Here is a 14,980-nt window from a genome sequence, read left to right on the forward strand (position 1 = left end):
TATGCGCGGACGGCGCATCGTCGGTATTGATCTCGGCACGACGCATACCGTCGTCGCCTGGGCGGATCCTGCGAAAAACGCGCCGCCGGAAGTCTTTCCCATTCCGCAGCTCGTCAGTGCCGGGGAAGTCGCGACCGAGCCACTTTTCCCGTCGTTCTTGTATACGCCCATTTCCGGAGAAAACGTCTCCGATCCATTCGGTGACGCCCCGTGGGTGCTTGGAGCTTTCGCGCGAAAACGAGGCGGCGAAGTGCCCGGTCGGCTCGTGGCTTCGTCGAAAAGCTGGCTCGCGCATGCAGCGGTCGATCGTCTGGCGCCCATATTGCCCTGGGGCGCTGCCGAAGATGCCGACGATTTGCCAAAAATATCACCCGTCGACGCGGCAACGCGGCTTTTGCTCCACATCAAGAAGTCGTGGAACGAAGTTTTTGCCGATTTTCCTCTGGAAGCGCAAGAAGTCATCTTGACGGTGCCCGCGTCATTCGACGAAGACGCGCGTGAATTGACCGTCGAGGCTGCACGCCGCGCAGGGCTCGAAATCCGCCTGCTCGAAGAGCCTCAAGCAGCATTCTATGATTTCATGGCTCGCGCTGGCCAGGACGAGCTCGATGCATTGTGCAAAAGGTCGGGCGGCCAAGCTTTGGTGCTCGTTTGCGACATTGGTGGAGGCACGACCGATTTGTCACTCATTCGCGTGCGTCCCGCGGAGAGCGGCGCGGGCGTGGATGTCGATCGCGTCGCGGTCGGTCGCCATTTGCTCCTTGGCGGCGACAACATGGACCTCGCATTGGCTCACGCATGCGAACGACGCCTCGTCGAGCCCCCGGATCGGCTTTCTCCAGCGCGTTTTGGCCAATTGGTTCTCGCGTGCCGAGCTGCCAAAGAAAAGCTGCTCGGCGACAACCCGCCCGATGACGTCAATGTGACCGTTCTTGGAGCGGGCTCGCGATTGATTGGATCGGCGCTCACGACGAAACTCGGGCGCGACGAAGCCGAATCGATTGTATTGGATGGTTTTTTGCCTCCGGCGAAGCGTGACGATCGTCCCCGTCGAGGTGGCAGCGCGCTCGTTGCTTTTGGATTGCCTTATGAACGCGATGTCGCCATGACGCGGCACGTGGCGCATTTTTTTGCGCGTCATGCACCCGACGCGGCGGCTCCTTCGGCGCTTCTCCTCAATGGAGGCGTGTTCCGTGCCAAACGCATTGTCGAGCGTCTTTCGGATTCGATCACGTCCTGGGGTGGTGTTCGTCCCGAAATCCTCCCGCATCCGGATCCTGACTTGGCCGTCGCGCGAGGTGCCGTCGTATATGGCTTATCGCTGCTCGGTCGAGGTGTCCGCATTGGCGGTGGTTCGGCGCGCGGTTATTACGTGGGCATTTCATCGGGCGTGGGGCAAACGCGTCAAGCCGTATGTGTCGTCCCGCGGGGCGCTCGCGAGGGCATTCAATACGACGTCGCTGATCGCACGTTTTCCTTGACCGTGGGCAGGCCCGTGCGATTCCCGCTTTTTGCGTCCGACGAAGCGCTCGATTTGCCCGGCACCGTCGTGACCATCGATTCCGACCGTTTTCAAGCATTGCCGCCGGTATCGTCCGCATTCGAGCCTGGGGCGCGTCCAACGGAAGTGCCCGTATTGCTCTCGGGGCAGCTCAGCGCCATTGGAACGCTCGAAATGGCGTGCATCGAAGTGGGCGTTGCCCAAGTGCCGCGGCGTTTCCGATTGACCTGGGATTTGCGTGAATCGAGCCCCGCCGCGGACGAAGCAGCGGACGCTCAGGCAAGCGCTCGCTCATTGCGCGGGGGGCCTCCGAGCATAACCTTGCGAGGCAAGCGCTGGGACGATGCGCGCGAGGCCATATTGCGTGTCTATGGCAAAGGCCGCGCCGACGTGACCCCGCGCGAGGTCAAGGACTTGGTCCGGGAGCTCGAAAAGCAGGCTGGCGAGCGGTCCATGTGGACGCTCGAGACGAACCGCATGCTCTTCGATGTCTTATGGCAAGGTCACAAAGGCCGCAGGCGTTCTGCCGATCACGAGCGCGTATTTTGGCAGCTTGCGGGATATTGTTTGCGCCCTGGATTTGGCCATCCTTTGGATGCCGAGCGATCGTCGAACATGTTTTCGCTTTTTCCCGAGCGCCTTGCATTTGCGCAAGAAGCGCGCACCTGGCAACAATTCTGGATTGCATGGCGACGCATTGCGGGCGGGCTCGACGAAGCCGAGCAAACCGTCATTCGGGATTTGTTGGATCCCTTTTTGGCGCCTACGGAAAAGCGGATGAAAAAGCCGAAAGGCATTCGAGCCGAGCCGGATGCGGACGTCGTCGATTTGGCCGCGTCGCTCGAACGAGTATCTCCGGCGCGCCGAAGTGAATTGGGCGGTTTTTTGCTCGAACGGACCTGGACCGATCGCGATCCGCGCGTATGGGCAGCCATTGGGCGCATTGGCGCGCGAATGCCCGCATATGCGAGCGTGCATCACGTCGTCGCGCCCGGCACGGCCGAGCGCTGGATTGATCATTTGTTGCGCGACAAATGGGACGATTTGCCGACGGCGCCGCGAGCGGCCATGGAGCTCGGCCGAATGACGGGTGATCGAGCGCGCGACGTATCGGATCGCGTGCGCCGGGACGTCATCAAGCGGCTCGAAAAGGTCGGTGCGCGTGAGGAATGGATTCGGGCGGTGCGCGAGGTCGTGGCGGTAGAAGAGTCGGATCGAGTGGCGTTCTATGGGGAGGGATTGCCCGTGGGATTGGCATTGGTGTCGTGATGCGTCAATTCGATGGCGCACGATAAAGCGTCATATCCATGGCGCACTCCGTAACGTCATGTTGCGATTGCGGTCATTGAGCACCAGATTACAGAATTCAAAGTGAAATTCACTTTTCAAGATGAAATCGTCGTGGCATTATGCCCCCGGCGTGATGGTGAACGGGACGGATGTATATGCGGAGGGGGGCAACTACAGGGTGACCATTGACTCGGAAGGTGTGGCGCATTTTCGGGTCTGGCGCCGTCCCGACGTGAGCCTTGACGTGGGCGCGGCTTATGCGCGTGAGATGGTGGGAGTTTTTGAGAAACTCATGGGAGAGCCGTGGATGCGCGTACGCGGCGTGATGCTCGATTTGGTCGACGCCTCGACGACATGGGGACCTAGAACGCGCCTGGCGGTATCGGAGATGTTTGCGACTACGGAGCGGTCGTGTAAATGGTTGGCGGTCGTGACGACTTCGGATGCGGTGCAGATGATGACGGTCGCATCGGTGTTGAAGAAGAGTGCGCCACGATGTGGTCGTGTATTCGGATCGTTATCGAATGGGCGGATGTGGGCGGGGCAAAGGCGGCGGCTGGCGGGGTGACGGGGGCCAGGGGGGGGGGGGGGGGGGGGGGGGGGGGGGGGGGGGGGGGGGGGGGGGGGGGGGGGGGGGGGGGGGGGGGGGGGGGGGGGGGGGGGGGGGGGGGGGGGGGGGGGGGGGGGGGGGGGGGGGGGGGGGGGGGGGGGGGGGGGGGGGGGGGGGGGGGGGGGGGGGGGGGGGGGGGGGGGGGGGGGGGCCCGGGGGGGGGGGGGGGGGGGGGGGGGGGGGGGGGGGGGGGGGGGGGGGGGGGGGGGGGGGGGGCCGGGGGGGGGGGGGGGGGGGGGGGGGGGGGGGGGGGGGGGGGGGGGGGGGGGGGGGGTCCGGGGGGGGGGGGGGGGGGGGGGGGGGGGGGGGGGGGGGGGGGGGGGGGGGGGGGGGGGGGGGGGGGGGGGGGGGGGGGGGGGGGGGGGGGGGGGGGGGGGGGGGGGGGGGGGGGGGGGGGGGGGGGGGGGGGGGGGGGGGGGGGGGGCCGGGGGGGGGGGGGGGGGGGGGGGGGGGGGGGGGGGGGGGGGGGGGGTGGGGGGGGGGGGGGGGGCGGCCCCCCCCGGGGGGCCCCCCCCCCCCCCCCCCCCGGGGGGGGGGGGGGGGGGGGGGGGGCCGGGGGGGGGGGGGGGGGGGGGGGGGGGGGGGGGGGGGGGGGGGGGGGGGGGGGGGGGGGGGGGGGGGGGGGGGGGGGGGGGGGGGGGGGGGGGGGGGGGGGGGGGGGGGGGGGGGGGGGGGGGGGGGGGGGGGGGGGGGGGGGGGGGGGGGGGGGGGGGGGGGGGGGGGGGGGGGGGGGGGGGGGGGGGGGGGGGGGGGGGGGGGGGGGGGGGGGGGGGGGGGGGGGGGGGGGGGGCGGGGGGGGGGGGGGGGGGGGGGGGGGGGGGGGGGGGGGGGGGGGGGGGGGGGGGGGGGGGGGGGGGGGGGGGGGGGGGGGGGGGGGGGGGGGGGGGCCGGGGGGGGGGGGGGGGGGGGGGGGGGGGGGGGGGGGGGGGGCGGGGGGGGGGGGGGGGGGGGGGGGGGGGGGGGGGGGGGGGGGGGGGGGGGGGGGGGGGGGGGTTTCGGGGGGGGGGTGGGGGGGGGGGGGGGGGGGGGGGGGGGGCCCCCGGCGGGGGGGGGGGGGGGGGGGGCCCCGCGGGGGGCCCCGCCCGGGGGGGGCGGGGGGGGGGGGGGGGGGGGGGGCGCCGGGGGGGGGGGGGGGGGGGGGGGCCCCCGGGGGGGGGGGGGGGGGGGGGGGGGGGGGGGGGGGGGGGGCGGGGGGGGGGGGGGGGGGGGGGGGGGGGGGGGGGGGGGGGGGGGGGGGGGGGGGGGGGGGGGGGGGGGGGGGGGGGGGGGGGGGGGGGGGGGGGGGGGGGGGGGGCGCGGGGGGGGGGGGGGGGGGGGGGGGGGGGGGCGGGGGGGGGGGGCGGGGGGGGGGGGGGGGGGGGGGGGGGGGGGGGGGGGGGGGGGGGGGGGGGGGGGGGGGGGGGGCGGGGGGGGGGGGGGGGGGGGGGGGGGGGGGGGGGGCCCGGGGGGGGGGGGGGGGGGGGGGGGGGGGGGGGGGGGGGGGGGGGGGGGGGGGGGGGGGGGGGGGGGGGGGGGGGGGCCGGGGGGGGGCGGGGGGGGGGGGGGGGGGGGGGGGGGGGGGGGGGGGGGGGGGGCCGGGGGGGGGGGGGGGGGGGGGGGGCGGGGGGGGGGGGGGGGGGGGGGGGGCCGGGGGGGGGGGGGGGGGGGGGGGGGGGGGGGGGGGGGGGGGGGGGGGGGGGGGGGGGGGGGCCGGGGGGGGGGGGGGGGGGGGGGGGGGGGGGCCCCCCCGGGCCGGGGGGGGGGGGGGGGGGGGGGGGGGGGGGGGCCCGGGGGGGGGGGGGGGGGGGGGGGGGGGGGGGGGGGGGCGGGGGGGGGGGCGCGAACAACCGCGTCTATCGTCTCGTACGCTCGCTTGCGTAAGCCCCAAAGCCGAATGGCCTTCGAAACCGTTTCCAAACGGTCCAGACAGCCCCATCGGTGTATCCAAACTCACTCGAAACGCTTGGACAGGCCGATGGGTTTCCCTCGGCCGTTTCGAAACGATTTACCCAAGGCCACTCGGGCTTGCCCAACTGTTTGCAAGTGGAAAAGAAAGGCCGATCGGCCTGGGTGATCGGTTTACGAAGCGTCGGGCGAGGCCGGAGGGGTTTGCGACACCGTTCGACGTTCCGTTGCTGCGCGGAATGCGTCAATGGGACGGAGTGCCGAGCGAGCTGCGGCGATCGTCGCGGGTTTGTCGTGTTCGACGGACGCGACCACTTTGGTTGCGTAATACACGAGCGCTTGGCCCATCGCGCGCACGTGTTCGCTCAAGTCTTCCGTAATGGTTTCTTCGCGCTGCAGCATGGCCTGGACCATTTTGCCATAAGCCGTGTGCTGCGTGCGGACGTTTTCGAGGAATTCCTTGCCGGCGATGCGATCGATATCGGCGGCCATGTTTTCGTCGTCGATGCGGCGAATGACCGAATCTGCAATGGCGTATTGTTCCGGATAGGATTCGGTCAAGAATGACAGGCCCGCTTCGCCAAAAAGAGTCGCGAGAATTTCGCCGGCACGTATGGCATCCGGATAGGTTTCTCGAGGCAGAAGCGAATAAGCGTGAAGGCGCGAACGCAGGGCGCCCCAGGACGTATCGGCGACGCGATCGATGGGACGAGCATCGTCGGTGGTGACTTTGCCCATGGCTTTGCGGCGCATCGTATAGGCGAATTGCGCGGCCTCGGCCACTTCGGTCACGCGTCTGGCGGCTTTTTTGACGGACGCGTGCATCGAATTCGGGCACGCATCGGCGACGACGCGGCAGAGCGTAATGCCACCTTCGACGGTCATTTGCGGGGCGTGAACGTAAAGCGCGGGATCGGGAGCATCGAGCGACATGGGCAGGCTTGTAACATGGACGGCGGGGGGAAGGGAAGGGGAAAAAGACGTTGGCACCCTCTTCATCTCCTGATAGCGTCTCCTTCCCGGAGCCACCATGACTGCCCATTTCCCCGAAAACGGCCAATCCCGCGACGAAATCCTCTCCGCCATCCGCGATGCCCGATCGCGTGACCTGAAAAGCGACGGCCACGCATTCGCATTCGTCTACGACCCTGGCGCAGAAACGCGCGCTGTCGCTCGAGAAGCCTTCGCGGCTTGCATGGAAGGCAATGGCCTCGACCCCACGGTGTATCCATCCGCCCGAGTGCTCGAAAATGCCCTCGTGCACGCGTGCCTCGAGCTACTTCGTGCGCCCGCAGGTGCCGTTGGTACCGCAACGACCGGCGGCACCGAGAGCGTCATTCTCGCGGTCAAATCAGCGCGCGACCATGCGAGGAAAACCCGCCCGCATGTTACCGCCCCCAAGATGCTCCTGCCCGAAACCGCGCATGCGTGTTTTCACAAGGCCGCCCATTACCTTGGCGTCGGAATCATTCCCGTCGATGTCGATCCCGTCACCATGCGCGCCAATGTCGATGATGCTAGCGCCAAAATGAATGGCGACGTCATCCTCGTCGTCGGGTCCGCTCCGGGTTATGCCCATGGGGTCGTCGATCCCATTGAAGAATTGGCCGCGCTCGCAAAAGAACACGGCACGCTCATGCACGTCGATGCGTGCGTCGGAGGTTGCGTGCTGCCATTTTTGCGCGATATCGGCGTCCATGTCCCCGCTTTCGATTTTCAAGTGGACGGGGTGACGAGCATGTCGGTGGACTTGCACAAGTATGGCTTCGCCCCCAAAGGTGTCTCCGTGCTTTTGCAGCGGCGCCGCGAATTGCGCAATGCTCAATATTTTGCGTGCGCAAATTGGACCGGATATTCCATCGTCAATTCGTCGATCCTCGGATCGAAATCGATTGCGGCGACGGCTGCGGCTTTGGCCATCATTCGGCATCTCGGCCGCAGCGGTTTTCGCGAACGTGCAAAAAAGATGTGGGAAGCGACGCAGCATATCGTCGCGACCATCGATCGGACGCCGGGCATTCGATTGGTCGCGCGCCCGCATGCCAATGTACTCGCATTGACGACCGATGACGGAGACGTCTTCGAATTGGCCGATCGCTTGACCGAATGCGGCTGGTACGTTCAGCCGACGTATAGCTTTGGTAGATCCCCGGCCCATATTCACTTGACGGTCGATCCGGGAAATGCCGATCGAGCACCCGACTTTGCTCGGGACCTGGAAAAATGCGCCGTCGACTTGCCCGCTCGCATGTCGCCTCCGCCCGAAGTCGTCGCGATGTTATCGCACCTCGTCGGTAGCTCGGGTGATGGCGGCTTCGATGCCGGAGACATCATGGCACAATTGGGCATAACCAATGGTCAACTTCCGGCTCGAGCGGGCATGATTCATCGCATTCTCGAAGCTGCCCCGCCGCCCGTTCGCGAGGGGTTGCTCGCCATGTTCATGGGAGAGCTGTTTACATGATCGCGCGATTGCTCGGCAGATTGGGACGAGGTGATCGGCCGCTGCGCATTGCGTACGGCCGTATCTTCCACGAAGCGGATACGTATTCGCCCATTTTGACGACGCGGGAAGACTTCGAAAGGCTGCATTTGCTTTCGGGGGACGAGCTTGGTCGGGCGACGTCGCTTTCGGGCACCGAGCTGAAATCGTTCATGCCGCATGCAGAATTGACGGGTTTTGTGCAGGCGGCGCGAGCGGCGGGCAATGTGACGACGATTCCGCTCACTTCGGCGTTGGCGGTTCCGGGAGGGCCACTTTCGCGAGAATGTTTCGATGGCCTCTTGAACGAGCTTTTGCGGGCGCTCAATGCAGCGGGTTCATTGGATGGCGTGTATTTGGCGCTGCACGGATCGATGGAAGTGAAGGACTTGGGCGAGCCGCCCGAGGCGGTGATTTTGCGTCGCGTGCGGGAGATCGTCGGGCCGGATGTGAAAATGGCAGTGAGTTACGACTTGCATGCGAATTTGTCGGCAGGGCTCGTCGATCCCGTGGACGTACTCGTCGCCTATCGAGCGAATCCGCATTGGGATTTGGCGCCGACGGGATTTCGTGCAGGCAATCGGCTCATCCGAGCATTACGCGGGCATGCGAACCCAGTGCATGCATGGCGCAAGCTGCCAATGCTGCTCGGTGGGGGCATGACCATTGATTTTCTCCCGCCGATGCGATCGATATTTCGATTCATGCGGCACCTGGAAGACGATCCCCGCGTGCTCACGGCAAGCCTTTTCATGGTGCATCCGTTTACGAGCGCCGAGGATTTGGGATGGGCCGTGCACGTATCGACCGACGGGGATGAAGCTTTGGCCGCGCGCCTGGCCGATGCGTTGGCTGATCGGGCATGGGCCGAGCGCGATGCAATGGTGCCTCCGATGCGCAGCGTGGACGAAGCGCTGGATGAAGTGGCGCGGAGCGCATGGCGAAAGCTCGGTCCCGTATCGCTCGTGGATGTCGATGATATCGTGGGCGCGGGGGCGCCCGGAGGCAATACGCATTTCGTGCAGGCGCTCGTGCGGAATGACCGCGGCCTGCGGGTGCTCGTGCCGCTGCATGATCCAGCGGGCGTGGAAAAGGCGTGGGACGCTGCCGCGGGTGATCGGATATCGCTCGAGCTTTGCGGGACGCCGGGATATGGGCAGCCGCGGGTGCCCGTGGATGCGCGCGTGATGGCGCGGCACACGGGGGATTGTGGGCGTGCCATTCGATTGGAGATTGGTTCTTTTCAAGTGGTCATGACGGAACGTCCGCCATTGCCGATTCATCCGAGCTTTTGGGAGGAGCTGGGTATATCGGTGCGAAGTGCGGATGCCGTCGTGCAGAAGAACTTTTTCCATTATCGGATCTTCTACTTGACGATGTCGTTCCGGCACATTCCGGTGGTGAGCGATGGGGCGACGAGTCTGCGGCGAGTGCTTTCGGGGAAGTATCGGACGGCTGTGCATCCCATGACCAAGCTCGACGACTGGCGCGCGTTGGATCCGGTTCTTCGGGGGGTTTGATAGGTTCGAACGCACTTCTTGGGTGAGGTGCGAGTTGGTGAACCGACGCACGCGAATGGGCGGACATTTCCTGTCCGACCATTCGAAATTGGGTCTCGACGTTCGCACATATCGTGGCAATCTTGGCGTCGCTCGCGGGTGACGGGCCTGGTCAGTGGCGAAGTAGCTGGCAGGGCATCGGCTTGTCGAGCGTTCACCGAAATGCGGTCCGAGCGATTCGGGATGGCCGCGTTTTGTCTTCTCCTGAAGGAGGCTGCGTTGTTGCACGCCAATTTTGCAATGGACTCGATTCCGCACGCGCTGCAGGCTTTTTTGATGATCGCTGGTGGAGTGATCGGTCTTTTGGCGGCTTTTTCGCTTGCCGCCGATTCTTCGGACGGTTCGGCGTCGTCTCTGGACGTTCGTTCGTCTGGCGAAAGCCGAGTTGTGTCGAGCCGGCATGTTCCGGTCGAACGAGGAGCGCCTGGGCGTCGATTCTGACGCTGCGCAGCTACTGCGAAGCCTGCCTACGAAGCGTGTCGAATGCTGCGCTGTATTCCTGACGCATACGCGTGATGAGTGCCGCGACGGTGGGGGCGTCGTCGATATTGCCGACGCCTTGTCCGGCGCTCCAAATGTCGCGCCATGCTTTGGCTTCCGTATTGCCGCCCGAACCGAAGTTCATCGTGGATTTGTCGGCCGTCGGTAGATTGTCGGGATCCATTCCATTGGCGGCAATTGCAGGTTTCAGGTAATTGCCGTGGACGCCGGTGAAGAGCGACGAATAGACGATGTCTTTGGCGGTCGTGTCGACGAGCATTTGTTTGTAGGCGGGCATCGCGTGGGCCTCGGCGGTAGCAATGAATCGAGTGCCGATGTAGGCGAGGTCTGCGCCCATGGCTTGCGCTGAAAGCACGTGTGCGCCGCTCGTCATGGCGCCTGCGAGGCAGATGGTGCCCGAATAAAAGCGTCGCACTTCGGTGAGCAATGCGAAGGGGCTCAAGGTTCCCGCATGTCCGCCCGCGCCTGCGCACACGAGGATCAATCCATCGACGCCTTCCTCCAGAGCTTTTTCTGCATGCCGTACGCTGATGACGTCGTGGAGCACGATGCCGCCGTATCCATGCACGGCTTTGACGATTTCTGCCGGCGGCCGGAGGCTCGTGATGATGATTGGCACCTGATGTTCGATGCACACGCCCATATCGTGTTCGAGGCGATCATTGGATTTGTGTGCAATTTGATTGACGGCAAACGGTGCGACGCGTTCGGTGGGATGTTCGGATTGGTATTCCGCAAGCTCTTTTTTGATGCGCACGAGCCATTGGGCGAGATGTTCTTTGGGACGGGCGTTGAGGGCTGGGAATGAGCCGACGATACCGGCTTTGCACTGAGCGATGACGAGCTCGGGGCCGGAAACGATGAACATCGGTGCGCCGATGACGGGCAGTGAAAGACGACCTTCGAGGAGCTTGGGCAGCGACATGACTCGATCCTTTGGAGAAACGTGGCGCCTCGTCATAATCCTCGACGATGCCGCCGTCAATCCATGATTTTGCGTCGATCATGACGATGGCGCCGTTGCTTGACCGGGAACAACTCGACTGCTAGCCCTGTTCTCGCGGGCAGGAAAAAAAGCACGCAAAAAATTTGGCCCTGCAAATGCGTAGCTAGTAACGCGGGGGAAAGCTCGAATCAGATCTGCGTTCAGGGTCGTCGTGACCCGAGGGCCGTGGTGTTTGTTTTGGAGCCAAAAGCGAGCCGCATTTCGGGTTTTACGGTTCGCACCGGTTTCGACGGAGGAATCATGTCAGGTCAAGCGTCCATCATCGTCGTCAGCACTCTCATGGCTGCATTTGCGCTCGGTTGCGGATCCGATCCAGCAGCTTTGCCGAAGACGGCGGCGGAATCGAACACGCCTGCGCCGGTCGTGGTGCGCGTGGCAACTCCTGAGAAAACCGCGGCAAAACCGGCACCGACATCGCCGACCGCGGGGACGGTGCACATCGAAGATCGGATCATGAAGGCTTGTGGGGATATTCCCAAAATGCACTTTGCCTTCGATTCTGCTGAAATTGACCAGGATGCCTCGGGGGCGCTCGTGGCGCTCGCGCGTTGTTTCACGACGGGAGCGCTTGCGGGACGGGGCATGAAGCTGGTTGGTCATGCCGACATGCGCGGAGAAACCGAATACAATTTTGGTTTGGGGCAAAAGCGCGCCGGTAGCGTGGCGGAATTTTTGGCGAAAAAGGGGCTCGAATCGGACCGCATGCAGACGTCGTCGCACGGTGAAGTCGAGGCGACGGGGCTCGATGAAGAAGGCTGGGCACAGGATCGCAACGTCGAAGTATTGCTCGCCGATTGAGGAGAATAGAAGATGACCGACATTGCTCTCGGTGAAGGAGCGCCCATTCAGCTGGACCCGATATCGCTGATATTGCATTCGTCGGGGCCGGTGTTCGTCGTCGTGTGGATGCTCATTGCAGCGGCGGCGCTCGTGTGGGTCATTGCGCTCTTGAAGCTTTTTCAACTCGGGCGTCTTGGAAGGGCCGAGCGGCGATTCCAGAACGAGGCGCAACAGGCGCTCGATGCGGAGGCGCTTTTTGCGGCGGCGAGTCGTTTTTCGGATGCACCGGGCGCGCACGTGGTGCTGGAATTGGGAAAACGCGCGGGCAGCCCGAAGTTGCTGGATTCGGTGGCCAAACGGGCGCTCGTCGATCAAGAGCAGCGCGCCGGATCGCTGATGAATTCGCTGTCCACCATTGCCGCCGCGGCGCCCTTCGTGGGACTGTTTGGCACGGTTTATGGCATCATGGACGCCTTTTTGCGCATTGGTCAGGCGAAGAGCGCGAGTCTCCCGGTCGTTGCTCCTGCCATTGGCGAGGCGCTCATTGCAACCGCGATTGGATTGGCTGCGGCCATTCCGGCGGTCGTCGCGTACAATTCGCTCAACAAGCGCATCGACGGGCTGATGTCGTCGATTGAAGCGGCAAGCAATGGCTGGGTTGCATTGGTTGCCGAGGTTCCGGCTGCCATTCAGCGATCGAAGCCGGCGTAAGTTTCGAAGGAAAGGGATTTCGACATGGCCATGACGAGCGGTTCGAGGCGCGGACGAGGGCGAGGGTTTGGCGAGATCAATGTCACACCGCTCGTCGACGTGATGCTCGTGCTGCTCGTCGTGTTCATGGTGACGGCGCCGCTTCTTTCGACGGGGCTTCGTGTGGAATTGCCGAACGTCGAGGCGACGGAGGCTCCCGTCAAAGATACGAAGCTCGTCGTGACCGTGACGAAGGATGAAAAGGTTTTCTTTGGCGAGGACGACGTGACGGCGAGCGTCGAAGGTGTGCTCGCGACGAATCCGCGCATTCAGAAAGAAAAAGAGCTGTACATTCGCGCCGACAAGAATGCGCGTTATGCCGCGGTGGCGCGCGTCGTCGCGGCGGCTCGTGCGGCCGGCGTGCTAGGACTGAATTTGCTCGTCGAGCCGGAAGTCGAGGAGGGAGCGAATTGACTGCGGGCGCGCCAGGAATCGGGGTGAACATGGCGGCGCATGCCGTGCGTGCGGCGCAATCGAAAAAGCACCGCAATTATCACCCCGGTGAAATCGCCATTGCGCTCGTCGTGGCCGCGGCCGTGCAGGTCGGCGCGGTGCTTCTTTTGCGAGCATCGAACTTGCAAAGGCCCGCCGATGTTGCCGAAATCGATACAGGATCGAGCATTCCGGTCAAAGTCGTTCCGGTGCTCGATTTGGATGCGCCGGCATTGAAGCTTGGCGGAAAGCGCGATCATACAAAGCTGCCCGACCGGTGGCTGAAGCCGCGAGCAAAGCCTCGCGCGGAGCAAAAAGCGTTCGCCTCGACGAAAGCAGAAAAAACGGCCGAAGCGGCGCCGCCGAAAGAAATGGAGGTGGCGAAAGCGGATACTCCCGTGCCGCCGCCGGAAGCGGAGGTCGTCAAGGAAGTCGAGACGCCCATCGAAGTGCCGAAAGAGGAGACTCCGCCGGCAAACGTGGATGAAAAAGGCCACGAAGATGGAGCAAAAGACGGCAAGGAAACCGATCCGCTGAAAGCTCGAGCGGTCGACATTTATCGCGACAAGATTCGAAGCTGGTTCAGTCGGCGATTTCGCGTTTCGGGATCCGGTTTGTCCCCGGAAGACATCGTAAAATATCGCGTATCGGCGACGGTCATCTTGTCCAGTGGGCGATCGGTTGCCAGCTATTCGATCGTCCCTTGTGGTCAAGCGGCTTTCGATGATGCCGCTCGCAGGGCGCTCGAAAGTGCCAAAGGCGACGAGCTCCCGCCGCCGCCCGAAAATTACCCCGACATACTTCAATCCCAAATCTCGCTCACGTTTACCTGCACACCGGAAAGATGCGATTGATGAACCGCGCGCTCGCTCTGACGTTATTTTCGGGTTTGACCACGCTTGGTGCTGCAATGCCTGCATGGGCGGACGGGACCGAAGCGACCGAGCCTCCGCGTCCCGAGGATCTGCTCGGAAATATCGTCGTCGTGGCGGGTGCGACGCGTCCATTGCCGCGTATTGCGGTGCTTCCTTCGTCGAGCTTCGATGAAGAGGACGTCATCTTGCGAAATGTGGCGCGCCGGGACTTGGATTTGTCTGGCGAATTCGATCTTTTATCGGATGCCGATGCGCCCGAGACATCTGGTTCAGGGGATGCGCTCGATGTTGCCGCTTGGCAAAAGAAAAAGGTCGAGGCGCTCGTGGAAGTGCGAGCGAAGCCGATGGATGGGCAGGACAGAGTGGAGCTTCGGGGGCGGGTATTTCTCGTGCATCACGGAGCGGCTGCCGTATTCGACAAACGGTTTGTCGTAACAAAAGCTTCGTTGCGTGAAGAAAGTCACCGCTTGTCGGATCTCATCATTGGCGCGCTCACGGGGAAAAATGGTGCGTTTGCCAGCCGAATGACGTTCGTGTCGGGCGTGAGCAGCCTGCGTCGAGTATTCACGGTCGACGCCGATGGATTCGATGCGAAGCCCATGTCTGGTTCGGACGAGATATCGCTTTCGCCGGCATTTGGAAAAGGTGAGGAGCTTTATTTCGCTTCGAGCCGGAACAAGGGAGAATTCAAGATTCGTACTGCTGCGGGCACGACGGTGGATTTGCCGATCAAAGGCTCCGTGTACGGTCTCGCGTTTTCCAAGGATCGGTCGCGCGTAGCGGTATCCGTCAGCACGGGCACGTCCATCAAATTGTTTGCGGGGCCCGATTTCGCGAACCTCGAACCTGCGAGCGACGTGGGCATGGCACTTCGCCCGTCGTTTTCCCCTTCTGGAAAGATCGGTTTTTCCGGTGAAGGGCGTTGGGGTCAGCGAATTTACGTGGATGGCAAACCAATCTCTCCGGATGGGTTGTTCGCTTCATCGCCTACATTTTGCAATCATCCTGATGGCATACGGGTCGTTTATGCGGTAGGAGTTGGCAAAGACACGGACCTCGTTGCAACGGACGAACGTGGTGGAGGCATGGTGAGGCTCACGCAAGGGCAAGGACGAAATGGGTATCCTGCGTGTAGTCCCGATGGGCGGCTCGTGGCGTTTTTTTCGACGCGCACGTCGGGCGAGGGACCTGGGCTTTACGTGATGCGTCTCGATGGTGGTCGAGCCAAACGAGTATCGACGCTTCTCGGGGATTCGCTTCGCTGGGACCCATTGCCGCCAGGGCAAGCGGTCGAAGTGAAGAATTGATGG

At 64.7% G+C, this 14,980-nt stretch carries 11 protein-coding genes; 9 read left to right on the plus strand and 2 right to left on the minus strand.

The window, feature by feature from the left end:
• The first annotated feature begins 1 nt into the window (after position 1).
• Positions 2 to 2,770, plus strand: coding sequence for a hsp70 family protein (locus IPM54_23675; protein MBK9262790.1), 2,769 nt, complete (start codon positions 2 to 4; stop codon positions 2,768 to 2,770).
• 121 nt (positions 2,771 to 2,891) lie between these two features.
• On the plus strand, positions 2,892 to 3,359 hold the full coding sequence (locus IPM54_23680; GenBank protein MBK9262791.1) for a hypothetical protein: 468 nt from the start codon (positions 2,892 to 2,894) through the stop codon (positions 3,357 to 3,359).
• Between the two features lie 2,100 nt (positions 3,360 to 5,459).
• Here IPM54_23680 and IPM54_23685 read toward each other — a convergent pair.
• Entirely contained in the window at positions 5,460 to 6,218 is a 759-nt protein-coding gene (locus IPM54_23685; GenBank protein MBK9262792.1) for a hypothetical protein, read from the minus strand.
• Between the two features lie 97 nt (positions 6,219 to 6,315).
• Between IPM54_23685 and IPM54_23690 the strand changes: the two genes are divergently transcribed.
• Entirely contained in the window at positions 6,316 to 7,749 is a 1,434-nt protein-coding gene (locus tag IPM54_23690) for an aspartate aminotransferase family protein (protein ID MBK9262793.1), read from the plus strand.
• The gene (locus IPM54_23695) at positions 7,746 to 9,287 is read left to right on the plus strand and encodes a M81 family metallopeptidase (protein MBK9262794.1); all 1,542 of its coding nucleotides are present in this window, start codon (positions 7,746 to 7,748) and stop codon (positions 9,285 to 9,287) included. Before IPM54_23690 ends, IPM54_23695 begins: the two co-directional genes overlap by 4 nt.
• 490 nt (positions 9,288 to 9,777) lie before the next feature.
• On the opposite strand, the gene IPM54_23700 is transcribed toward IPM54_23695, so the two are convergent.
• Positions 9,778 to 10,752, minus strand: a complete 975-nt coding sequence (locus IPM54_23700) for a nitronate monooxygenase (GenBank protein MBK9262795.1) — start codon at positions 10,750 to 10,752, stop codon at positions 9,778 to 9,780.
• 321 nt (positions 10,753 to 11,073) lie between these two features.
• Here IPM54_23700 and IPM54_23705 point away from each other — a divergent pair, with 321 nt between their 5' ends.
• Genes IPM54_23705 through IPM54_23725 form a run of 5 tightly spaced genes read left to right on the plus strand, consistent with a single transcriptional unit; the run spans position 11,074 to position 14,977 of the window.
• Complete coding sequence (locus IPM54_23705) at positions 11,074 to 11,631, plus strand: OmpA family protein (protein ID MBK9262796.1); 558 nt, start codon at positions 11,074 to 11,076, stop codon at positions 11,629 to 11,631.
• Positions 11,632 to 11,643: 12 nt separating this feature from the next.
• Positions 11,644 to 12,324: a MotA/TolQ/ExbB proton channel family protein gene (locus IPM54_23710; GenBank protein MBK9262797.1), complete on the plus strand. Its 681-nt coding sequence runs from the start codon at positions 11,644 to 11,646 to the stop codon at positions 12,322 to 12,324.
• A gap of 24 nt (positions 12,325 to 12,348) precedes the next feature.
• Positions 12,349 to 12,777, plus strand: coding sequence for a biopolymer transporter ExbD (locus IPM54_23715; GenBank protein ID MBK9262798.1), 429 nt, complete (start codon positions 12,349 to 12,351; stop codon positions 12,775 to 12,777).
• Entirely contained in the window at positions 12,774 to 13,649 is an 876-nt protein-coding gene (locus IPM54_23720) for an energy transducer TonB (GenBank protein MBK9262799.1), read from the plus strand. The genes IPM54_23715 and IPM54_23720 overlap by 4 nt, the downstream gene beginning before the upstream one ends.
• On the plus strand, positions 13,640 to 14,977 hold the full coding sequence (locus tag IPM54_23725; protein MBK9262800.1) for a PD40 domain-containing protein: 1,338 nt from the start codon (positions 13,640 to 13,642) through the stop codon (positions 14,975 to 14,977). Before IPM54_23720 ends, IPM54_23725 begins: the two co-directional genes overlap by 10 nt.
• Positions 14,978 to 14,980 lie beyond the last annotated feature (3 nt).

The organism is Polyangiaceae bacterium (assembly GCA_016715885.1).
In the GTDB taxonomy this organism is placed as follows: domain Bacteria; phylum Myxococcota_A; class Polyangia; order Polyangiales; family Polyangiaceae; genus Polyangium.